Annotated in this window: 18 protein-coding genes and 3 tRNA genes; 11 read left to right on the forward strand and 10 right to left on the reverse strand. The window is 71.3% G+C overall.

Annotation, left to right across the window (positions count from 1 at the left end):
• The first annotated feature begins 174 nt into the window (after window positions 1-174).
• The 3 genes from AC07DI_RS19945 (at window position 175) to AC07DI_RS19955 (ending at window position 4,886) form a co-directional block, all read left to right on the forward strand.
• Entirely contained in the window at window positions 175-1,437 is a 1,263-nt protein-coding gene (locus tag AC07DI_RS19945) for an NAD(P)/FAD-dependent oxidoreductase (RefSeq protein ID WP_478905421.1), read from the forward strand.
• Between the two features lie 43 nt (window positions 1,438-1,480).
• The gene (dnaG, locus tag AC07DI_RS19950) at window positions 1,481-3,379 is read left to right on the forward strand and encodes a DNA primase (protein WP_478905423.1); all 1,899 of its coding nucleotides are present in this window, start codon (window positions 1,481-1,483) and stop codon (window positions 3,377-3,379) included.
• 175 nt (window positions 3,380-3,554) lie between these two features.
• Window positions 3,555-4,886, forward strand: a complete 1,332-nt coding sequence (locus tag AC07DI_RS19955) for an RNA polymerase sigma factor (protein WP_478905424.1) — start codon at window positions 3,555-3,557, stop codon at window positions 4,884-4,886.
• 15 nt (window positions 4,887-4,901) lie between these two features.
• Here AC07DI_RS19955 and AC07DI_RS19960 read toward each other — a convergent pair whose 3' ends face one another.
• The 4 genes from AC07DI_RS19960 to AC07DI_RS19975 form a co-directional block, all read right to left on the reverse strand.
• Window positions 4,902-6,800: an ABC transporter ATP-binding protein gene (locus AC07DI_RS19960; protein ID WP_478905425.1), complete on the reverse strand. Its 1,899-nt coding sequence runs from the start codon at window positions 6,798-6,800 to the stop codon at window positions 4,902-4,904.
• 23 nt (window positions 6,801-6,823) lie between these two features.
• Window positions 6,824-8,557, reverse strand: coding sequence for an ABC transporter ATP-binding protein (locus tag AC07DI_RS19965; protein ID WP_478905426.1), 1,734 nt, complete (start codon window positions 8,555-8,557; stop codon window positions 6,824-6,826).
• 199 nt (window positions 8,558-8,756) lie between these two features.
• Entirely contained in the window at window positions 8,757-10,184 is a 1,428-nt protein-coding gene (locus AC07DI_RS19970) for an FGGY family carbohydrate kinase (protein WP_478905427.1), read from the reverse strand.
• A gap of 110 nt (window positions 10,185-10,294) precedes the next feature.
• Entirely contained in the window at window positions 10,295-10,600 is a 306-nt protein-coding gene (locus AC07DI_RS19975) for a YtxH domain-containing protein (protein ID WP_384255316.1), read from the reverse strand.
• A gap of 204 nt (window positions 10,601-10,804) precedes the next feature.
• Between AC07DI_RS19975 and AC07DI_RS19980 the strand changes: the two genes are divergently transcribed.
• The 3 genes from AC07DI_RS19980 to AC07DI_RS19990 all read left to right on the forward strand — a co-directional run bounded on the left by AC07DI_RS19980 (window position 10,805) and on the right by AC07DI_RS19990 (window position 11,207).
• Window positions 10,805-10,877: transfer RNA gene (locus AC07DI_RS19980), tRNA-Asn, on the forward strand.
• A 5-nt stretch (window positions 10,878-10,882) separates the two neighbouring features.
• Window positions 10,883-10,955, forward strand: a tRNA-Asn gene (locus AC07DI_RS19985).
• 175 nt (window positions 10,956-11,130) lie between these two features.
• Window positions 11,131-11,207: transfer RNA gene (locus AC07DI_RS19990), tRNA-Ile, on the forward strand.
• Window positions 11,208-11,940: 733 nt separating this feature from the next.
• Here the strand turns inward: AC07DI_RS19990 and AC07DI_RS19995 are convergent.
• Both AC07DI_RS19995 and AC07DI_RS20000 read right to left on the reverse strand, forming a co-directional pair.
• Window positions 11,941-12,138 carry a hypothetical protein gene (locus AC07DI_RS19995; protein ID WP_478905428.1) on the reverse strand — a complete coding sequence of 66 codons (198 nt, stop codon included), beginning with the start codon at window positions 12,136-12,138 and terminating at the stop codon, window positions 11,941-11,943.
• Window positions 12,135-12,596 (reverse strand): hypothetical protein, encoded by a 462-nt coding sequence (locus tag AC07DI_RS20000; RefSeq protein WP_478905429.1) that lies wholly within the window; start codon window positions 12,594-12,596, stop codon window positions 12,135-12,137. Before AC07DI_RS20000 ends, AC07DI_RS19995 begins: the two co-directional genes overlap by 4 nt.
• Before the next feature lie 216 nt (window positions 12,597-12,812).
• On the opposite strand from AC07DI_RS20000, the gene AC07DI_RS20005 reads away from it, so the two are divergent.
• The 5 genes from AC07DI_RS20005 to AC07DI_RS20025 all read left to right on the forward strand — a co-directional run bounded on the left by AC07DI_RS20005 (window position 12,813) and on the right by AC07DI_RS20025 (window position 17,826).
• Window positions 12,813-13,670: a helix-turn-helix domain-containing protein gene (locus AC07DI_RS20005; RefSeq protein WP_478905430.1), complete on the forward strand. Its 858-nt coding sequence runs from the start codon at window positions 12,813-12,815 to the stop codon at window positions 13,668-13,670.
• 14 nt (window positions 13,671-13,684) lie between these two features.
• The gene (cyaB, locus tag AC07DI_RS20010) at window positions 13,685-14,239 is read left to right on the forward strand and encodes a class IV adenylate cyclase (protein WP_478905431.1); all 555 of its coding nucleotides are present in this window, start codon (window positions 13,685-13,687) and stop codon (window positions 14,237-14,239) included.
• Between the two features lie 165 nt (window positions 14,240-14,404).
• Entirely contained in the window at window positions 14,405-14,803 is a 399-nt protein-coding gene (locus AC07DI_RS20015) for a TOBE domain-containing protein (protein WP_384255330.1), read from the forward strand.
• Between the two features lie 270 nt (window positions 14,804-15,073).
• Window positions 15,074-15,871: a molybdate ABC transporter substrate-binding protein gene (gene modA, locus AC07DI_RS20020; RefSeq protein WP_478905432.1), complete on the forward strand. Its 798-nt coding sequence runs from the start codon at window positions 15,074-15,076 to the stop codon at window positions 15,869-15,871.
• Window positions 15,872-15,885: 14 nt separating this feature from the next.
• Window positions 15,886-17,826: an ABC transporter permease gene (locus AC07DI_RS20025; RefSeq protein WP_478905433.1), complete on the forward strand. Its 1,941-nt coding sequence runs from the start codon at window positions 15,886-15,888 to the stop codon at window positions 17,824-17,826.
• Between the two features lie 90 nt (window positions 17,827-17,916).
• On the opposite strand, the gene AC07DI_RS20030 is transcribed toward AC07DI_RS20025, so the two are convergent.
• The 4 genes from AC07DI_RS20030 to AC07DI_RS20045 all read right to left on the reverse strand — a co-directional run bounded on the left by AC07DI_RS20030 (window position 17,917) and on the right by AC07DI_RS20045 (window position 21,565).
• Window positions 17,917-19,593, reverse strand: coding sequence for a GAF domain-containing protein (locus AC07DI_RS20030; protein ID WP_478905554.1), 1,677 nt, complete (start codon window positions 19,591-19,593; stop codon window positions 17,917-17,919).
• Between the two features lie 48 nt (window positions 19,594-19,641).
• Complete coding sequence (locus tag AC07DI_RS20035; protein ID WP_478905434.1) at window positions 19,642-20,679, reverse strand: rod shape-determining protein; 1,038 nt, start codon at window positions 20,677-20,679, stop codon at window positions 19,642-19,644.
• Window positions 20,680-20,894: 215 nt separating this feature from the next.
• Window positions 20,895-21,107: a hypothetical protein gene (locus AC07DI_RS20040; RefSeq protein ID WP_478905435.1), complete on the reverse strand. Its 213-nt coding sequence runs from the start codon at window positions 21,105-21,107 to the stop codon at window positions 20,895-20,897.
• Window positions 21,104-21,565 (reverse strand): CU044_2847 family protein, encoded by a 462-nt coding sequence (locus AC07DI_RS20045; protein ID WP_478905436.1) that lies wholly within the window; start codon window positions 21,563-21,565, stop codon window positions 21,104-21,106. The genes AC07DI_RS20040 and AC07DI_RS20045 overlap by 4 nt, the downstream gene beginning before the upstream one ends.
• Window positions 21,566-21,759: the final 194 nt, after the last annotated feature.

The following is a 21,759-nucleotide window of genomic DNA, read 5'->3' on the forward strand; positions in this document are numbered from 1 at the left end:
CGACAGTAAATGACCATGAAGTGACCACAGGGTGTGACGGAATGTGGCCAGTTGGAGCCACGCCCCCTTCCCCCATCACGCTCCGTGCGGGACGCTCCCTGTGGCGGCAAGGCCGATCGGCAATTCTGTGTTCTTCCGGGGGACATCCCCGGTACCCCGGCGAGGAGGCATCAAGTGGTCGACGCGGATCAGACGTTCGTCATTGTCGGAGGAGGTCTGGCCGGCGCCAAGGCGGCCGAGACACTCCGTTCCGAAGGGTTCACCGGCCGGGTGATCCTCATCGGTGACGAACGTGACCATCCCTACGAGCGCCCGCCGCTGTCCAAGGGCTACCTGCTGGGCAAGGAGGAGCGCGACAGCGTCTTCGTCCACGAACCCGCGTGGTACGCGCAGGCCGACGTCGAACTGCACCTGGGGCAGACCGTCGTCGCCATCGACCGCGCCGCCAAGGCCGTGCGCCTGGGCGACGGCGCCGTCATCCGCTACGACAAGCTCCTGCTGGTCACCGGCGCCGAGCCGCGCCGTCTCGATGTGCCGGGCACCGACCTCGCGGGCGTCCACCACCTGCGCCGCCTTGCGCACGCCGACCGGCTGCGCCACGTCCTCGCCTCCCTCGGCAGGGACAACGGGCACCTGGTGATCGCGGGCGCGGGCTGGATCGGCCTGGAGATCGCGGCGGCCGCCCGGGAGTACGGCGCGGAGGTCACCGTCGTCGAGCCGGAGCCGACGCCGCTGCACGCCGTCCTCGGCCCCGAGATCGGCCAGATGTTCGCCGACCTGCACGCCGAGCACGGCGTGCGCTTCCACTTCGGCGCGCGGCTCACCGAGATCACCGGCCAGGACGGCATGGTTCTCGCCGCCCGCACCGACGACGGCGAGGAGCACCCGGCGCACGACGTCCTCGCGGCGATCGGCGCGGCCCCCCGCACGGCGCTCGCCGAGTCGGCGGGCCTCGACCTGGTCGACCGCGCGGACGGCGGCGGCATCGCCGTCGACGCGTCCCTGCGCACCTCGGACCCCGACATCCACGCGGCGGGCGACGTGGCCGCCCTGCGCCACCCGCTGTTCGACACCAGCCTCCGCGTGGAGCACTGGGCCAACGCCCTCAACGGCGGACCCGCGGCGGCCCGCGCCATGCTGGGCCAGGACGTCCGTTACGACCGGGTGCCCTACTTCTTCTCGGACCAGTACGACGTGGGCCTGGAGTACTCGGGCTGGGCGCCCCCGGGGACGTACGACCAGGTGGTGGTCCGCGGTGACACGGCCAAGCGCGAGTTCATCGCCTTCTGGCTGTCCGACGGGCGGGTCCTCGCGGGGATGAACGTCAATGTGTGGGACGTCACTGAGCCGATCCAGCAGCTGATTCTGCGGGGTGTGCGTCCCGACCCGGACGCTCTCGCGGACCCGTCGGTCCCGCTGGCGTCGCTCCTCGCGTGACCGGCAGGGCGGGAGTGTCACAGGCGCCCCGTAGTATTCCTACGTGGCAGGCAGGATCAATGACGAAGACGTGAAGGCGGTTCGGGACGCGGTCCCGATCGACGCCGTGGTCTCCGACTACCTCCAGCTGCGCAACGCGGGGGGCGGAAACCTCAAGGGCCTGTGCCCCTTCCACGACGAGAAGTCCCCGTCCTTCCAGGTCAGCCCGAGCAAGGGTCTCTTCCACTGCTTCGGCTGCCAGGAAGGCGGCGACACGATCGCCTTCGTGATGAAGATCGACCACCTCACCTTCTCGGAGACGGTCGAGCGCCTCGCCGCCCAGGCGGGCATCACGCTGCGCTACGAAGAGGGCGGGTACAACCCCGCGCACCAGCGCGGTGAGCGCATCCGCCTCGTCGAGGCTCACAAGATCGCCGCGCAGTTCTACGTGGACCAGCTGGAGAGCCCCGAGGCCGAGATCGGCCGCAAGTTCCTCGCCGAGCGCGGCTTCGACCAGGCCGCGGCCGCGCACTTCGGCGTGGGCTACAGCCCCGCGGGCTGGGACCACCTCACCCGCTATCTGCGCGGCAAGGGCTTCACCGACAAGGAGCTGACCCTCTCCGGCATCTCCCAGGAGGGCCGCCGCGGTCCCATCGACCGCTTCCGCGGCCGCCTGATGTGGCCCATCCGCGACATCGGCGGCGACGTGGTCGGCTTCGGCGCCCGCAAGCTCCGCGACGACGACAACGGCCCGAAGTACCTGAACACGCCGGAGACGGCGATCTACAAGAAGTCCCAGGTCCTGTACGGCATCGACCTCGCCAAGAAGGAGATCGCCAAGGCCAGCCGCGCCGTCGTCGTCGAGGGGTACACGGACGTGATGGCCTGCCACCTCGCGGGCATCACCACCGCCATCGCGACCTGCGGCACGGCCTTCGGCAGCGACCACATCAAGATCCTCCGCCGCCTCCTGATGGACAACGGCTCGGCCCGGGTGATCTTCACCTTCGACGGTGACGCGGCGGGCCAGAAGGCCGCCCTGCGCGCCTTCGAGGACGACCAGAAGTTCGCCGCCGAGACCTACATCGCCATCGCCCCCGACGGCATGGACCCCTGCGACCTGCGCCTCGCCAAGGGCGACACGGCAGTCGCCGACCTGGTCGAACCCCGTACGCCGCTCTTCGAGTTCGCGCTCCGCCAGATCGTCTCGCGCTACGACCTGGAGACCCCCGCGGGCCGCGCCGCCGCCCTGGACGAGGCCGCCCCGGTGGTGGCCCGCATCAAGAACAGCGGTGCGCAGCACGAGGTCGCCGTCCAGCTCGCCGGCATGCTCGGCATCCTCGACACGCAGTTCGTCGTCAAGCGCGTCGCTCAGCTGGCCCGCTGGGCCCGCGACCGCGGCGGCCGGGGCCCGGCGCCGGCCGCCCAGCGCTCCTCGCAGACGTACGAGGCCGCCCCGCAGGGCTTCAGCGGCCCCGCACTCAACCTCCGCAGCCCCGCGCACCGCACCGAGCGCGAGCTGATCAAGCTCGCCCTGCAATACCCCCACCTGGTCTCCCCGGCCTTCGACGCGTACGGCCTCGACGAGTTCACCGCCCCGCCCTACGCGGCGGTGCGCCGCGCCATCGAGGAGGCGGGCGGCGCGGAGTACGGCGCGCAGGACCCCCAGGAGTACCTCGTCCGCGTCCGTGACGCCGCGCCCGACGACGCGGTCCGCTCGATGGTCACCGAGCTCGCCGTCGAGGCGATCCTGCGCAAGACCGTCGACGAGGTGTACGCGGGCATCCAGCTCGTGCAGGTCCGCCTGCGCGCCGTCGACCGCCGCATCCGCGACGTCCAGGGCAGCCTCGCCCGGCTCGGCGCGGGCGGCGATCCGCAGCATCTGAGCGCCGTGCAGAACGAGTTGTGGGTCCTTCAGCAGTACGGGCAGGCGCTGCGCGAACGGGGCGCGGACGCCCTCTGAGGGCAGTCCCGGAGGCAGTCCCCGACAGTCCCCGAAAACAGCCCCTGAGGTTCTCCGGGGTTCGACCCGGGCCCAGGGGTTACCCGGCGGGTAACCACGCGGTCACGGAACGGACTCAGAAAGTCACCGCACGCCCCTCGTGGCGGCCGTGTGTCGTGCCCCACACTGGGTTCCGGTGCCTGAGTCCTCGGAGCGCGGCCGACCCGCAGACAGTGGGTCCGACACCCCCGCGGTTCCACACATCGTGTCCGGGACGGACAGCGGCGAGGCCGTCGTCCCTCTCCCGTTGCCGCACGCCTCAGCTGCGATCACCCTGGAGGTCGCCCCCGTGCAGACCCAGACCCTCACCCAGACCGACACCGCCGCGCGCGCCGATGCGGAAGCGGAAGCGGACGCGGCCGTCCTGGAGTCGGTCCCGTCGCAGAGCCGGGCGAGCCATCACCCGGAGACACAGAGCGCACCGGAGACGCCGGACGTTCCCGAAGCGCACGTGGCGCAGGTGGCGCCGGACGAGCAGGACGCGCCCGAGGCCGCGGAGGCGCTGGAACCGGAGACCCTAGACCTTCCCGCCCCCCGCAGCCGCGCCGACGCCGGCGGCCCCTCGTCCGACCTGTTCCGCCAGTACCTCCGCGAGATCGGGCGGATCCCGCTGCTCACCGCGGCGGAGGAGGTGGAGCTGGCCCGCGCCGTCGAGGCAGGCCTCTTCGCCGAGGAGAAGCTGGGCAACGCCACCGACCTGGACTCCCAACTCGCCCTGGACCTCGACAAACTGGTCGTCATGGGCCGGATCGCCAAGCGCCGCCTCATCGAGGCCAACCTCCGCCTGGTCGTCTCCGTCGCCAAGCGCTACGTCGGCCGCGGCCTCACCATGCTCGACCTGGTCCAGGAGGGGAACCTCGGGCTGATCCGGGCCGTTGAGAAGTTCGACTACGCCCGCGGCTACAAGTTCTCGACGTACGCGACCTGGTGGATCCGCCAGGCCATGTCCCGCGCCCTCGCGGACCAGGCCCGCACGATCCGCGTGCCCGTGCACGTCGTGGAGCTCATCAACCGTGTCGTACGCGTCCAGCGCCGCATGCTCCAGGAGCGCGGGTACGAACCCACGCCCGAGGAGGTCGCCGCCCAGCTGGACCTCCTGCCCGAGCGCGTCAGCGAGGTGCTGCGCCTGGCGCAGGAGCCCGTCTCGCTGCACGCCCCCGTCGGCGAGGAGGACGACGTCGCGCTCGGCGACCTCATCGAGGACGGCGACGCGACGAGTCCCGTGGAATCGGCGGCGTTCCTGCTGCTCCGCGAGCACCTGGAGGCCGTGCTCTCCACGCTCGGCGAGCGCGAGCGCAAGGTCGTCCAGCTGCGCTACGGCCTCGCCGACGGCAGGCCGCGCACCCTGGAGGAGATCGGCCGGATCTTCGGCGTGACCCGCGAACGCATCCGCCAGATCGAGTCCAAGACCCTCAACAAACTCCGTGACCACGCGTTCGCGGACCAGCTGCGGGGCTACCTGGACTGACCTGGGGGACGGGCCCTAGTCGACCTCGGCCACTGCCTGGGCGAACTGGGCGGCGTACAAGCGCGCGTACGCCCCCTCGGCGGCCAGCAGCGTGTCATGGTCGCCCTGCTCCACGATGGAACCGTTCTCCATCACCAGAATCGTGTCCGCGTCCCGGATCGTGGAGAGCCGGTGCGCGATCACGAAGGACGTCCGCCCGTGCGCCAGGCGCGCCATCGCCTTCTGGATGAGCACCTCGGTCCGGGTGTCGACGGAGCTCGTCGCCTCGTCGAGCACCAGGATCACCGGGTCGGAGAGGAACGCCCGCGCGATGGTGATGAGCTGCTTCTCGCCCGCGCTCACGCCCGTGCCCTCGTCGTCGATCACGGTGTCGTACCCGTCGGGGAGCGTACGCACGAAGCGGTCCGCGTGGGCGGCGCGCGCCGCCTCCTCGACCTCCTCGCGCGTGACGTCCTTCGACGCGCCGTACGCGATGTTCTCCGCGATGGTGCCGCCGAACAGCCAGGTGTCCTGGAGCACCATGCCGATGGCGGCCCGCAACTCGTCCCGCGACATCCCGGCGACGTCGACCCCGTCCAGGGTGATGCGCCCGCCGGTGACCTCGTAGAACCGCATCAACAGGTTGACCAGCGTCGTCTTGCCCGCGCCTGTCGGCCCGACGATGGCGACCGTGTGGCCCGGCTCCACCACGAGGGACAGGTCCTCGATGAGCGGCTTGTCCGCCTCGTAGCGGAAGGACACGTGCTCCATCTCGACCCGCCCGCGCAGCCGGTCGGGGCGCACGCCCGGCACCGGGTCGGCCTCCTGCTCCTCGGCGTCGAGGATCTCGAAGACCCGCTCGGCCGACGCGACGCCCGACTGCACGAGGTTGGCCATCGAGGCGACCTGTGTCAGGGGCATCGAGAACTGCCGCGAGTACTGGATGAAGGCCTGCACGTCACCGATGGAGAGCGATCCGGAGGCCACGCGCAGGCCGCCCACCACGGCGACCAGCACATAGTTCAGGTTCGATATGAAGAACATCAGCGGCTGCATGACACCGCTGTTGAACTGCGCCTTGAACCCCGCCTCGTACAGCTGCTCGTTCTGCTCGGCGAACGCCTTCGCCGACTCCTCCTGCCGGCCGAACACCTTCACCAGGGTGTGCCCGGTGTACATCTCCTCGACATGGGCGTTCAGCTTGCCGGTGGTCTTCCACTGCTGCACGAACTGTGGCTGCGACCGCTTGCCGACCTTCGTCGCGACGAAGAACGACAGCGGCACCGTGACCAGCGCGACCAGGGCGAGCAGCGGGGACACCCAGAACATCATCACCAGGACGCCGATGATCGTCAGCAGTGAGTTGATGAGCTGGCCCATCGTCTGCTGCAGCGTCTGGTTGATGTTGTCCAGGTCGTTCGTGGCGCGGCTCAGCACCTCGCCGCGCTGCCGCTTGTCGAAGTACGACAGCGGGAGCCGCGACAGCTTCGTCTGCACGTCGCCGCGCATCCGGAAGACGGTCCGGTTGATGGCTCGGTTCGAGAGCCGCGTCGCCACCGCCATCAGCAGCCCTGCGATCACGAACGTGCCGAGCGCGAGCAGCAGGACCTCGCCCACCGCGCCGAAGTCGATGCCCTCGCCGGGCGTGAAGTCGACGCCGGAGAGCATGTCGGCCATGCCGCCCTCGCCCTTGGCGCGCAGGCCGTCGAGGACCTGCTCCTTCGTCGACCCCTGCGGCATGTCACGCCCGACGATGCCCGCGAAGAGCAGGTCGGTCGCGCGGCCCAGGATCTTCGGGCCGAGCACGGAGAGCGCGACGCTCAGGACGGCGGCGACGAGCATCGCCCACATCGTGGCGCGCTCGGGCCTGAACTGCCCGAGCAGCCGCTTCCCGGAGTTCTTGAAGTCCATGGAGCGGGATTCGGGACCCATCATCGGTCCACCCATGCCAGGGGGCATTACGCGGCCTCCGCTTCCGTCAGCTGGGAGAGCACGATCTCCCGGTAGGTCTCATTGCTCTCCATCAGCTCGTGATGGCGGCCCGTGCCCACGACCCGGCCCTCGTCGAGGACCACGATGCGGTCGGCGTCCCGGATGGTGGACACCCGCTGGGCGACGATGACGACGGTCGACTCGGCGGTCTCGCGGCCGAGCGCGGCCCGCAGCGCCGCGTCGGTGGCGTAGTCGAGCGCGGAGAACGAGTCGTCGAAGAGGTAGATCTCCGGGCGCTGCACGAGGGTGCGGGCGATGGAGAGGCGCTGGCGCTGGCCGCCGGAGACGTTCGTGCCGCCCTGCGAGATGGGCGCGTCCAGGCCCTCCTCCAGGCCCTCGACGAACTCCTTGGCCTGGGCGACCTCCAGCGCGTGCCAGAGCTCGTCGTCGGTGGCGTGAGGGTTGCCGTAGCGCAGGTTGGTCGCCACGGTGCCCGCGAACAGGTACGGCTTCTGCGGGACCAGGCTCACGGTCTTCGCGAGCAGGGCGGGATCGACGGTCCCGACGTCCACGCCGCCGACCAGGACCTCGCCCTCGGTGGCGTCGATCAGTCGCGGTACGAGGCTGAGCAGCGTCGACTTGCCGCTGCCGGTCGACCCGATCACGGCGGTCGTCTCGCCGGGCCGGGCGACCAGGTGGACGGCCTTGAGGACGGGCTCCTCGGCGCCGGGATAGCGGAAGCCGGCGTCCCGGATCTCCAGGTGGCCGTGGCTGCGCAGCTCGCGCACCGGGGACGCCGGGGGCACCACGCTGCTCGCGGTGTCCAGGACCTCCTCGATGCGCTCGGCACAGACCTCCGCGCGCGGCACCATCATGAACATGAAGGTGGCCATCATCACGGACATCACGATCTGCATCAGATAGGCGAGGAACGCGGTGAGCGCGCCGATCTGCATGCCGCCGCTGTCGATGCGGTGCGCGCCGAACCAGACCACCGCGATCGAGGAGATGTTCACGACGGTCATGACGATCGGGAACATCAGCGCGAGCAGCTTGCCGGTGCCGAGCGAGACGTCGGTCAGATCGGCGTTGGCCTTGCGGAAGCGCTCCTTCTCGTAGTCGTCACGGACGAAGGCGCGGATGACGCGGTTGCCGGTGATCTGCTCGCGCAGCACCCGGTTCACCGTGTCGAGCCGCTCCTGCATCGTGCGGTACAGGGGCCGCAGCCGCCGCACGATGAGGCTCACGCTGAGGCCGAGCACGGGCACGACGGCCACCAGCACGCCGGAGAGCGGCACGTCCAGGCCGAGCGCCATCACGATGCCCCCGACACACATGATGGGAGCCGTCACCATCAGCGTGAACGACATCAGGACCAGCATCTGCACCTGCTGGACGTCGTTGGTGGTCCGCGTGATCAGCGACGGGGCCCCGAACTGCCCCAACTCGCGCGCGGAGAACGACTGCACCCGGTCGAAGACGGCGGCCCGGACGTCACGGCCGACGGCGGCGGCGGTCCGCGCGCCGAAGAAGACGGCGCCGATGTTGCAGACCATCTGCACGACGGTGACGGCGATCATGATGCCGCCGAAGGAGAGGATGTAGCCCGTGTCGCCCTCGACGACACCGTTGTCGATGATGTCGGCGTTCAGGCTGGGCAGGTAGAGCGCGGCGCAGGTCTGCAGGAACTGCAGGAGCACCAGCAGGGCGATGGGTTTCTGGTACGGACGCAGGTATGTCCGCAGGAGTCTTATGAGCACGCTCGGTCTCTCGAGGAGTCGGGTGTCGGCACATTGGGGCGAGGTCGCCCCCAATCCTGCGACACCCGACCCAGGGGCGTGCAACTGATTAACCCATGACCGGGTCAAATTTCAGCCCGAGTAAAGAACTGGGCCGACTCAAGGACCCTGAGGTACCCGTAGGGGCCGGCCGGGTGGGGATACGCGACCGGGCCGGGGCCTACACGAACGCCCCCGGATGGGCCTGCTCCCGCACGGTCACGTACTGCTGCCGCACCGCCTGCCCCACCGCGAGCTCCTCGCCCGGCTCGAAGACCTGCGCCGTGGCCCCCTGCCAGAACGGCAACTGCCCGGTGAGCGCCCAGGCGGCCTGCCGTGCCGCGCCGATCGCCGCGTAATCCGCGGGCTGCGGGACCACGACCTGCGTACCGAGCAGCATCGGCGCAGCGGCCTGTACGGCGGGCAGCTCGGCGGCGGCGCCCAGCAGGAACACCCGCCGGACCTCCACGCCCCGCCCCCGCAGTACGTCGAGCGCGTCCCCGAGCCCGCACAGCATGCCCTCGAAGGCGGCCCGCGCCAGGTGCTCGGGCTTCATCGACTCGCGCCGCAGCCCGGTCAGCGTGCCCGCCGCGTGCGGCAGGTTCGGCGTCTTCTCGCCCTCCAGGTACGGCAGGAGTACGAGCCCGTGCGAGCCAGGCGTCGACTTCATGGCGAGCGCGGACAGCTCCTGGAGGTCCGCGACCCCGAGCATCTCGGCCGTGCCGCGCAGCACCCGCACGGCGTTCATCGTATGGACCACCGGCAGGTGCATTCCGGTGGCGTCCGCGAGCGAGGTGATGATCCCGCGGGCGTCGGTCAGCGCCTCGTGGTGCACGGCCATCACGGAACCGGAGGCTCCGAGCGACACGACCGCGTCGCCCTGCTGGACGCCGAGCCCGAAGGCCGCCGCCATCGTCTCGCCCGTACCGGCCGATATCAGCAGCCCCTCCGGTGTCGTGCCAGCGGCCTCCGCGGGGCCGATCACCTCGGGCAGCATCGCCTGGTGGCCCAGGGCGAGTTCGACGAGGTCCGGGCGGTACGCCCCGCCGGCCGCCGACCAGTAGCCGGTGCCCGAGGCGCCGCCGCGGTCGGTCGTACGCCGGGCGGGCCGCCCGAGCAACTGCCAGACCAGCCAGTCCGGGGCCTGCATGAGGGCGGCGACGCGCCTCGCGGCCTCCGGCTCCGTCTTCGCCAGCCAGCGCAGCTTCGTCACCGGCTGCCCGGCCTGCGGTACGCATCCCACGGCCTGGGCCCAGGCCTCCCGGCCGCCGAGGCCGTCGATCAGGTCGACGGCGGCCACCTGCGCCCGCCGGTCGTTGCCGACGAGCGCGGGCCGCACGGTGTTGCCGTGCTGGTCGAGCGGTACGAGTGCGTTCTGCTGGGCGGAGACACCGATGGCCTGCACGCCTTCGAGCAGTCCGCTGCCCGCCGCCTCGCCGAGGGAGAGCAGCCACGCCTGCGGATCGACGTCGGACGGCCGGGAGCCGCCCTCGCCGCTCTCCAGCGGATGCGGGGCGTAACCCTGCTTGAGTACGGCGCCCGTGTCCGCGTCACAGACCACGATGCGCGTGAATTCGGGCGAACTGTCCAACCCTGCGACTATCCCCATGCGGGAATTCTGCCGCACCGCGGGCGCTACCCGTACCTGTGTTCGCTCTACGTGATCCGGCACGACCCGGCGCCGCCCCGCGTGCCCCTGGGGCGGCGCCGGGGTATGCCCTAGGTGTTGCTGGTGCCCCAGTCGTCCTCGGCGCCGCCCGGTCCGCGCTGCTCGCGCAGGGAGCGGACCCGCTCGGCCACCGAGTCGGGCACCTTGTCGCCGACCTTCTCGGACACCGTGTGGAAGGCCTTGCCCGCCACGTCCCGCCCCTGCTGCGTCGCGGACTCGACAGTGTTGCGCACGGCCGGGTTCTGCGAGATCTCACGGGCGGACTTCTTCAACTGCTCGTAGCGCTCGCGTCCGGCCCGGGTCCCGAGTACGTACCCGAGGGCCAGTCCCGCCACGAATGTGAGCCGGTACCGCATGGCTGCCACCCTTCCCTAACGTCTTCCCTGGCGTCGGCTTCGCACGTCTGTCGCACGTCTGTCGCTCGTCCGTCACTCGCCTGCTGATCGGCCGAGGGGTACCGATTGGCGGAGCACCCCCCTGCTTGCGCTAATGTATGTGTCGCAGCGAGCGCCCGCCGCCCGGAGAGTTCCCAGGTAGCTGAGTTCGATGCAACGAGACGATCCCCTGTAGCTCAATTGGCAGAGCAGCCGGCTGTTAACCGGCAGGTTACTGGTTCGAGTCCAGTCGGGGGAGCTCGGTCTCCTGTAGCTCAATTGGCAGAGCAGCCGGCTGTTAACCGGCAGGTTACTGGTTCGAGTCCAGTCGGGAGAGCTGTACGGAAGGGCCCCTGAGATCTGTCTCAGGGGTCTTTTTCGCGCCTGGTGGAACCATGCGGGCGGCCCCGCGGTCCTCATGGTCGAGCTATGCCGACCATCCGAAGCAGGAGATCGTATGAGCGGCTATGCTGCGGCAGACGGCGCGCACAAATGTGCGCGACGCGCCGTTAGGGGCGGTAGCTCAGCCGGTTAGAGCAGCGGACTCATAATCCGTCGGCCGTGGGTTCGAGTCCCACCCGCCCCACCACAGCGCCATGGCGCAGGAACGATTCCACCTGCGTCAACGGCGCAAACCTCCGGGTGGTGTCCGTTCGGGTGGAGCTTGCGAGATCACTAGCTCGCCCGCTGCTCGCCCGAAGGGCCAACGATCAAGACGTGGAGCGGCCTCGGCCGGATCGGCGTCCGGCCGAGGCCGCATCTCCCGCCCACCCCCAGAGCTACGGGGCACGGGGCGGGCGGAAGCCTTCGGGTGCGCCGCTGCGCGCGGCCGCTCTCGCCGCCCGCAGGGCCTCGCTCTCGACTGCCGGTGTCTGGCAGGGGCAGGGGCAGTCCTGCTCGGGGCCCACGATGAGCCGCGCTTGGTCGACAGTCACGATGGTCGACAGGCTGCACTCGTGCGACTCGTCCACCTCGTCCCGGACCAGCTGCCGCAGGCACGGCGGGCACGGCACGACGGTGATCGCCGGGCATGCCGGGGCATGGACGATCCGGGGCTCGGGCCCATACGCCCGGGTCTCGTGGGTCTCGCCGTCCCGGATCGGGTAGTGGCACCGCCCGCACAGGGGCGGTCATGGAGCGGTCACGGCGTCTCCCGGGACGGGGAGGGCGACGGGTGTCGCTGCGGGTAGCCCGCGGGCCGTAGGCAGTTCTGGTGTCTGACGAAGGTCGCACCTCCGGCGGAGATCGACACCTTCACGCCGGTCACCACCGCTTGCCCGGTGAGGATCGGTTCGTCGCAGGTCCAGCAGAACCGCGTGCCCTCACCCATCGTGGGCCGCGGTCTGCTCGTCGGCGTGCCGGAGGACGAGGCGGGTAGCCCGTAGCGCTCGCCGGATCCGTGTCGCTTCCGTGCAGTCCTCCTCGGCCCGGCAGGAGGCGCACTCGACGGTGTGCATGAGGAGGACCTCGTACAGCTCCTGCTCGTGCCGCACCAGCTCGGGTTTCTCCATGAGGGTCACCGGTTCCCCCTGGCGCGCGCTCCGAGGGCGATGTGGACGAGCGCGGCGACGGAGGGGACCGGGCACAGGGCGCCGACGATGCGGGGCCGCACCACCCAGTGCAGGCCGGTCGGGCCGCGCAGGTCGGAGGCGGGCACGCTGAGGAAGTGCCCGGTGCCCAGCATCGGGGCTTCGTCGGGGTACCGCCACGAGACCACAGGGCCTTTGTCGACCAGTGCGTAGTACGTGTTCTGCGGGGCGTTGTGGATGACCGGGCCGCAGAGCAGCTCGGCCAGCGTCCGGGCCACCACGTCGAGGTCGTCGGTGCCCGCGCCCGCGTGCACGATCTGCGCGGGCAGACACACGGAGTTGAACCTTCCGCCGAGCGGCAGCAGGGCGATGCCCCGCTCCTGCCACTCCCGGTGGGCTTGCTGCGGTTCTTGCTGGGCGCGCGCGAGCCAGTCGAAAGCGGCGCTCACCGACTGCGGGAATACGCCTCCCACTCTCAGAGATCGGCCCGTACTGTCGGCCATGTCGACTCCTTCGCAGTCGGCCAGCCCCGGGGCCGTTCACGCGGTTGCCGGGGCGCTATCGATCTCTCCAGCGTCCAGTGACGGACGGTGCCGAAGCGATCCCCTGGCGGTAATCTCACGGTGGGATGGCTTCCCATCCCGTTCTGGATACCGGGGGCCGCGATGTCGACTGCGATGGGGCCGTTCGACCTACCTGACTGGGCGTGGGAGCGGGCAGACGTCCGCGAGGCCCTTCGTGCCAGAGATATGGGCGCCGTCTTCCGGCACGTACAGCAGTACTCCGGGGCCAGCCAAGCCCGTATCGCCGCAGCCACCGGCATGACACAAGCTCGTGTCAACGAAATCATCAACGGCCGTCGGGAAGTTACCCGCCTGAGCGTGTACGAGCGCATCGCCGAAGGACTTCTCATGCCCGACGATGCGCGCCACCTGCTCGGGCTCGCAGCCAGCCGGGAACGGACCCGAGGCGGTGCCGCGTTCGACCTGGCCGCGTTCCCCGAAGTGGTGCGCGTGTATGAGGCGCAGGCTTCGGCTGCCGAGGAGATCCAGGAGAACGCTCGCCGCGCCGAGGAACTGGACATCCTCGCCGTGCGAGGCCTCGGCTTGATCGGCCTGAACGACAGCCTTCTGCGCACGGCTTGCCTGCCACGGGAGCTGGGCGGCAAGGGGCTACGCGTCCGGGTGGCGCTTCTCGACCCTGACGGTGAATCCCTCGAGCAGCGTGCGGCCGAGATCGGTGAATCCGCTGACTCTCTGGGCAGCGGCGTGCGGCTGACGGAGGCCCGGCTGCGGGAGCTCCAGGCCGAGGGGTGCGATGTGGCCGTGTTCCGGTACAGGATGTTGCCCACATGGCGCCTCATCCGCGCCGACGACACCCTCTTCCTGGGGGCGTTCGACGCGGGCTGGGAAGGGCACGAGTCGGCCACGTACAAGGTGATGGCGACGCCGCACGGTCCTCTCTTCCGCGGCTTCCGGCGCATGTTCGAGGCGATCGTGGCAGGGGCGCAGCGCACGGTCTGAAAGGGGAGCGACACGTGATCGAGGCCGAGTTGAAGGCGCGGGTACGGGATCCGGAGCGAGTCATGGCACAGCTCGACGAGCGTGTGCGGGCGCGCAATGAGGTGTACCAGGACACGTACTACGAGCGGCCGGACGGCGCCCTCGCAAAGGCCGACGAGGAGCTGCGTGTCCGCACGGTCCACAGCGAGGACAGCAGTCGTACTGTTCTGACCTTCAAGGCGGCCGCGGTCGACGCAGCGTCCGGGTCGAAGCCCGAGCATGAGACGGGTGTCAGTGACGCGGCGGCAGCGCACGCCATCCTGCGCGGCCTTGGGTACGTCGAGGCCATCGCGTTCGAGAAGCGGTGCCGGAACTACGACTTCGAGGCGCGCGGCCGGCAGATGCTGGCCACTCTCGTGCGGGTCCCTGAGATCGACGGGACGTTCCTGGAGATCGAGACTCTCGTCGGTGAGGATGAGGTGACCGCGGCCTTGGACGACGTCCGCAGCGTCTTGACGGACCTGGGCATTGGAGCCGAGGACCTGACGCGCGAGACGTACACGGACGCCGTCGCGCAGCAACGTCGGTAAGTGGCCGGACATGACTCCGGGTGCGCGTGATCGCGCGTGAGTAGTCCCGCGGTGCTGTCCGGGGACGAGGCGGCGTTGGAGGTTCGTACGGGGTGGGTCGCATCTGCGCCGTAGATCTCCCTCAACTTTTACAAATGCGAGCTGATCGCGCCTATCTTGTCGCACATGCAGTCCTACACAATTGGGCAGGCCGCTCGTCTGCTCGGGGTCAGTCCCGATACCGCTCGCCGTTGGGCGGATGCCGGTCGCGTCGCCACGCACCGGGATGAAGGCGGGCGGCGGCTCATCGACGGGCGGGATCTCGCCGCGTTCTCCGTCGAGGTCGCGCAGAGCGGTGGTGCGGGGGAGGAGGACGTCTCGTACACCACCGCTCGTAACGCCTTTCCCGGCATCGTCACCGCCGTGAAGCTCGGTGATGTGGCCGCCCAGGTGGAGATTCAGGCGGGTCCGCACCGGCTGGTCTCGCTGCTGACCAGGGAGGCGGTGGAGGAGCTCGGCCTCGAGGTCGGGATGCAGGCCACCGCCCGGGTGAAGTCCACCAACGTGCACATCGATCGGGCCTGAGAGCCTGTGTCATATTCCCGGTCGGATCAGTGGGCGTCGTCTGGTGCGTGCGATCGCAAGGCGCCGGGAAGTCCTCGGTGGGGGTCCCCCCGGGCCGTTCAGGCCTGGGGGAGGAGCTACTAGGGCTTTTCGGCAACGCGGCGAGCGTGCGTGCCAGGCGGCGACCACCCGGCCGGGGATATGACACAGGCTCTGAGCAGGGGCTCGGTTCGTTGCGGGTCCCTTCCGCCTTCTCCGTTCGTCGCTCACCATTTCGCCAGGAGCTCTGCCATGTCCCCGAAGTTCCCCGCCCGCGCCGTCCGCCGTACCGCCGCCGCCGTCGTGACCGCCGCGCTGCTCGTTCCGCTCGCCGCCTGTGGGAGCGATGACGACAGCGGGAGCGAGAAGAAGGGCGGGGGCAAGGACGTGAAGCTCACCGTTCTTGCCGCCTCGTCGCTCACCGATGTCTTCGCCGCCGCCGAGAAGGCGTACGAGAAGGCGCACCCGGGCACGGACATCACGGTCTCCGCGGCCGGTTCGCAGGAGCTCGCCGCGCAGGTCAAGCAGGGGGCGCCCGCCGACGTCCTCGTCACCGCCGACACCAAGACCATGGAGGGGCTCACGGGCGAGACCGGCGCCCCTACCGTCATCGCCAAGAACCGCCTCGTCATCGCCACCCGCGAGGGCAACCCGGACAAGGTGAAGGGGCTGAAGGATCTGGGCGACAGCAAGCTGAAGGTCGTCCTCGCCGACGACACCGTGCCCGTCGGCCGCTACAGCAAGCAGGTCCTGGACAAGCAGGGCGTCAAGGTGAAGCCGGTCTCCAAGGAGGCCAACGTCCGCTCCGTGCTCAGCAAGGTGGAGCTCGGTGAGGCCGACGCCGGCATCGTCTACCGTACGGACGCCGCCACCGCGACCGACAAGGTCGACGCCGTCGAGATCCCCGACGCGCAGAACGCCGTCGCCTCCTACCCGGCCGCCACCCTCAAGGGCTCGAAGAACGGTGACGCCGCCGCCGCGTTCGTCAAGTGGCTCAGCACGCCTCAGGCGCAGAAGCTCCTGCGCGACGCGGGTTTCCAGAAGCCGTAGCCTGCACATTCACCATGAACCGCCGCCGCCCTCGCACGCGTCCCCGCGCGCCGCTGACGCTCGCCGTTCCCGCCCTGCTCGCCGTCGCGTTCCTGCTGATGCCGCTCGTCGGCATCCTCGCCAGGACCGAGTGGGGCGACCTCGGCACGCATCTGAGCACCCCCGGCGTCACCCAGGCCCTCAAGCTGTCCCTGCTCGTGTCCTTCTGGGCGCTCGGGCTCTCGCTGGTGCTCGGGGTGCCACTGGCCTGGCTCCTCGCCCGGGTCGAGTTCCGCGGGAAGGCGCTCGTACGGTCCCTCGTCCTGCTGCCGATGGTGCTGCCGCCCACCGTCGGCGGCGTCGCGCTCCTCCTCGGGTTCGGGCGGCGCGGCCTTCTCGGGCCCTGGCTGGAGGACACCTTCGGGATCGTGCTGCCCTTCCACACGTCGGGCGCGGTCGTCGCGGCGACGTTCGTGGCCATGCCGTTCCTCGTCATCAGTCTCGAGGGCGCCCTCGGCGGGCTGCGGCCCGGCTTCGAGGAGACGGCGGCCTCGCTCGGGGCCTCCCCGGTACGGGTGTTCTTCACCGTCACCCTGCCGATGGTCGCCCCCGGGCTCGTCGCGGGCGCCGCGCTGACCTGGGCGCGGGCCCTCGGCGAGTTCGGCGCCACGATCACCTTCGCGGGCAACCTGCCCGGCACCACCCAGACCCTGCCGCTCCAGGTGTACCTGCTGCTCCAGGACTCGCCGGAGGCCGCGACCTCGCTGTCGCTGCTGCTGCTCGCCATCGCGATGGCCGTACTGGCCGGGCTGCGGGGGCGCTGGACGACGGGGGCCCCCTCCGTACGCGTACGGGAGCGGCCCGCCGGCTCCGAGGAGGGGGACGACCCTCTGGCGACGCCCCCCGCGCCGCTCGTCAAAACCCCGGCCCCGCAGGAGCGCTGGGCCCTGCACGCCGACGTGACCGGGCACAACGAACTCACCCTGGACGCCGAGCCCGGCACCACCATCGCCGTCGTCGGGCCCAACGGCGCGGGCAAGACCACGCTGCTGCGCGCCCTGCTCGGCCTGACCCCGCGCGCCCACGCCCGCCTGCGGCTCGGTGAGCGCGACGTCACCGCGCTGCCGCCGCACCGCCGCGGCGTCGCCTGGGTCCCCCAGGAAGGCGCGCTCTTCCCCCACTTGAACGCCCTCGGCAACACCGCCTACGGGCTGCGCGCGCAGGGCGTCCGGCGCGCCGAGGCCCGCCGCGACGCGCAGGACTGGCTCGACCGGCTCGGCGTCGGCCATCTCGCGCACCGCAGGCCCGCCCAGCTGTCCGGCGGGCAGGCCCAACGGGTCGCGCTGGCACGGGCGTTGGCGGCGCGGCCCCGGCTGCTGCTCCTCGACGAACCGCTCGCCGCCCTCGACCAGACCACCCGCGCCCACGTCCGCCACACGTTGCGCCGCCACCTCGACGGGTTCGGCGGGGTGTGCCTCATCGTCACGCACGACCCCGTCGAGGCGGTGTCGCTGGCCGACCGGGTCCTCGTACTCGACGAAGGCCGTACGTTGCAGGACGCGCCGCCCGCCGACGTCACCCGGCACCCGCGCTCGCCCTGGGTGGCCCGCATGCTCGGCCGCAACGCCTGGCCCGGCACCGCGGACACCGACGGGTCGCTCGTCCTCGCCGGGGACGGCCGCCTGGTCGTCGCCGACCCGCCGACGGCGGGGGCGCGGGTGCTTGCGGTCATCGCCCCGGAGGCGGTGTCGGTGCACCGCGAGAGGCCGCAGGGCAGCCCGCGCAACGTATGGCCGGGGCGGGTACGCGAGATCACCACCGCCGGGAGCCGGCTGCGCGTCCTGATCGCGTCGGACGAGGCGCCCGACCTGGTCGCCGAGATCACTCCGCAGGCCGCGCTGGAACTGGGGCTCGTGGACGGGGCGGAGGTGTGGACGAGCGTGAAGGCTACGGAGGTTTCGGTGGTGGCGTTGTGAGGCTGGTGCCGGGCGGGGTCGGTGCTGGTGTGCTGCTGGTGTTGGCCTCGGCCTTGGGGGTCGGGGTGGTTGGCGGTCTGTGGGGGGGGATTACAGCGGTGCCTGCCAGGTCACCGTCGTGCCCGCCTCCGTACCGTTCGCGCTGCCCGTATCGCCCGTATCGCCCGTATCGCCCGTGTCCCCGTCGTCGTACACCGTCAGGCGTACTCCCTCCCGGTGGTCGGGCAGGGTCGCCCTCGCGTCGATGACCACGTCGACCCGTGTGACGCCCGTGCGGCGTGACGTGGCGGCCAGCGCGCGGCGCAGGGCCGCGAGCAGGTGGCTGGCGGTCGGGTCCGTGACCCGGTTGTCGACCGCACCGGCGAAGTGCACCGACGGCTGGATGCCGAGGACCGCGGCGGCGCCCGCCGTCTCGCGCAGGACCTTCCCGCGGAAGGTGGCCGGGGCGTCGGCGGGCGGCTGCTGGAGCGCGAAGATGGCCGTGCGCACCTCCTGGATGGTGGACTCCAGCTCGTCGACGGCGAGATCGAGCGTGGACTCGACCTTCGTCGACCGGGCCCTGCGGCGGGTCGCGTCCAGCATCATGCCGGTGGCGAAGAGTCGCTGGACGACGAGGTCGTGCAGGTCACGGGCGATGCGGTCGCGGTCCTCGAAGACCGCGAGGCGTTGCCTGCTCTGCTGGGCGTCGGCCAGTACGAGGGCCAGTGCGGCCTGCGAGGCGAACTGCGTGGCGAGCAGGCGTTCGGCCGCGGTGTAGGCGGGCGCGCCGCGTCGGCGGGGCAGGGCGAGCGTGCCGATGAGCCGGCCGCCGGCCTGCAACGGCAGCATCATGCTGGGGCCGAAGCGGAGGCGTACGTGCGTCGTCATGCGGGGATCGGTCGCCGAGTCCTCGATGAAGACGGGCTCCCCACCGAGCAACTGCTCGAGCACCGCGCTGCCGGGTTCGATGGTGGTGCCGATGAGGTCGTTGTGGCTCGGGGGGTAGGGGTGTGAGTTCGGCTTCGGTTGCGGGTTCGGGGCACCAGTGCTCCCCTGACGCGATACGGGGGCGGTCGGGCGCGGGCCGGAGCCGGAGCCGGGACCGGAGCCGGGGCCCGTGTCGGATGACGTCCCGCGGGGCCGGGCGTCGGCCGTCTTGCCCCAGCCGTGCGGCGCACCGTCCGTGGCCGCCGCCACGATCCGCATGCCCCCCGTCTCCGTCGGCTGCAGGATCACGCCCGCCGCCGCGCCCGCGAGGATCCTCGCCCGGTCCGCGACCGTCATCAGCGCGTCGGCCGCCGCCTCGCCGGTGAGCAGGGCCGTGGTGACCGCCGCCGCGCCCTCGATCCAGCGCTCCCGCTGCCGGGCCGCCTCGAAGAGCCGGGCGTTGCCGATCGCGATGCCCGCCTGGCTCGCCAGGACCCGCAGGAGCTGCCGGTCCTCCTCCGTGAAGGGGCCGCCGCGCTCCTTGCGCGCCAGCAGGAGCGTGCCGAACGGCTCGTCGTGAACGTATACCGGTACGTCGATGACCGTGCCGTCGGCGGTCGGCCGCACGGTCGGCACCCCCTCGGGGAAGCGTCCGGGGCCGCCCGCCACGTAGAGCTCGGCCGGACCCTCGCGACCGGCGGCGTCGACGCCGAGCGTGCCGAGCCCCGCCCCGGTCAGCCTCGCCGCGCTGTCCACGATGTGCTGGAGCGTGGCACGGAGTTCGAGGTCCGTGCCGACGCTGAGGACCGCTTCGAGGATCGGCTGCAGCGAGGGCGGTGCCGCGTCCGCTCCTTCGGGCATCTCGGTCACGTACTGAGCGCTCCGTGGTCGGTGGGGGCGGCGGCCCGGTCAGCCGGAGAGCGGAGCCAGGGACAGCGGTTGGATCTTGCCCTCCAGCATCGCACCGAGTCCCATCACGGCACACACATCGGGTCGCTCCGCGATGTGTACGGGCATTCCGGTGGCGGTCCGCAGCAGCTGGTCGAGGCCGGGGAGCAGCGCGCTGCCGCCGACCATCATGATGCCGCGGTCCGCGAGGTCGGCCACCAGATCCGGCGGGCAGTCGCGCAGCACCTTGCCGATGCCGTCGAGGACGGCGGTGAGCGGGGTGTGGATGGCGTCGCGGACCGCGGCCGTCTCCACGCGGACGGAACGGGCCGCGCCCGTCGCGACGTCCCTGCCGTGGATCTCCGTCGACTCCGGGCCCTGCGGCGTGAGGCCGTTGCCGTGCAGGGCGAGCTGGAGAGGGCGTACGGACTGGGAGGGCAGCATCAACTCGTGGTGGTGGCGAAGGTGTTGCACGACCGCGTTGTCGATCGCCTCGCCGCCCACCGGGATGCGCTCGGCGGTCACGATCGCGCCGAGGGAGAGGACCGCGACCTGCGTGGTCGCGGCGCCGCAGACGAGGATCATCGTCGCTTCGGGACGTTCCACGGGCAGGCCGCAGCCGACCGCCGCCGCGATGAGCGTGTCGACCAGTTCCACGCGGCGCGCGCCGAGCCCGACCATGGTCTCGACGGCGGCGCGCTGGGCGAGCGGATCCGCGTCGTGCGGGGTGCAGACGGCGGCGCGCAGCCGGGGCTTGCGGCGCAGGGTGCGGCGCAGCTTCTCGCTGATCAGGTTGCGCAGCATGCGCTGGGCCATGTCAATGTCGACGACGGTGCCGCCGGAGACGGGGCGGGCCACCCGGATGTAGGCGGGCGTACGTCCCGTCATCTCCTCGGCGAACCGGCCGACCGCGATGAGCGCGCCCGTGCGGGTGTTGACGGCGGCGGCGCTCGGCTCGTCGACGACGAGGCCCACCCCCTTGACGAACACCCGGGTCCGCGAGGCTCCCAGGTCTACGGCGATATGGCAGCGGCGCAACTGCTCCAGACTGACGGTCATGGCAGATCCTCCCGAGAGCGCAGACCGTGCGGACCACCGGGCAGCGGTCCTCTCTCGCATCGTGCGGCGGGCGCGGGCGGCACGCGCGCTGGACTGAGCCGGGCGGGGTGCCGCCGCACGGGTGATGTTTCGCGGCGGGCGGCGCCGGTGGAGACCGCGCCCAGCCGTCCCCCGCCCCTCGTCTCCAGTCCCTCGTCCGCCGGGGGCCGGCGGTCTCACATGTCGTGGAGCGCGCCGACCACGTCCGCGCTCACGACGGCCGCGGCCGCGCCGAGCGACCTGTGGTGCGGGAAACGGCCGGTGACCTCGCGGGCCCCGCTGTCGCGGACGACGTGTGCGCAGGTCAGCAGGTGGCGCTCGGAGGCCAGGGAGCCCGCGCCCGTCTCGCGGCCGCACTGGATCCGGGCGTGCCAGGACATGCTGCTCATGGCGCGCCGGTCGGCTCCGGTGACTGCCCTGTCCCCCCTGACTGCCCTGTCTGCGCCGACTGCCCCGACGGGCCTGCCTGACCTGCCGACGCGGCGGTCCCGGCAGCGGTCCCGGCGGTGGCCCACTCCTCAGCCCGCGGGGGCGCGTCCGGTGTCCAGGTGAGGCGGACCACGAGGTGGCCCTCGGCCTGGCCCTTCACGATCACGGCGCCTGCCTCAGCCGACATCCGTACCCCGAACTCGATCTCGACCGAGTCGGGCCGGAGGCTGCCGTCGCGGAACACCCGCAGCGCGGACGCGGCGGCGGCCCGCGCGCCGTCGAGCGACGCCTCGAACGTGCGGGCCGCCAGGGCGGGTTCGTCGCCGCGGGAGACGAGGCGGGAGCCGGAGCCGTCGTCCACGTCGGCGACGACGACCCGCGCGCCGTCCTCGGTCGTGAACTCCACCAACCCGTCCATGCGACGCCCCCGTTGAGCTGTGTCGATGCCCCACATCTGCCAACGGCATTGTTGCGGAACCCGCTGGTGGCTGTCAGCCACACCGGCGCACCGAGGGCCTCGGGGCCGCGAACCCGCGCCGCTGGCGGGTAGGTGCCCTGGCGGATTCCCGCCACGTCCCGCCAACTCCCGTACGCCACAAGGGCCCCGACACT

The organism is Streptomyces sp. NPDC044106 (genome assembly GCF_056433985.1).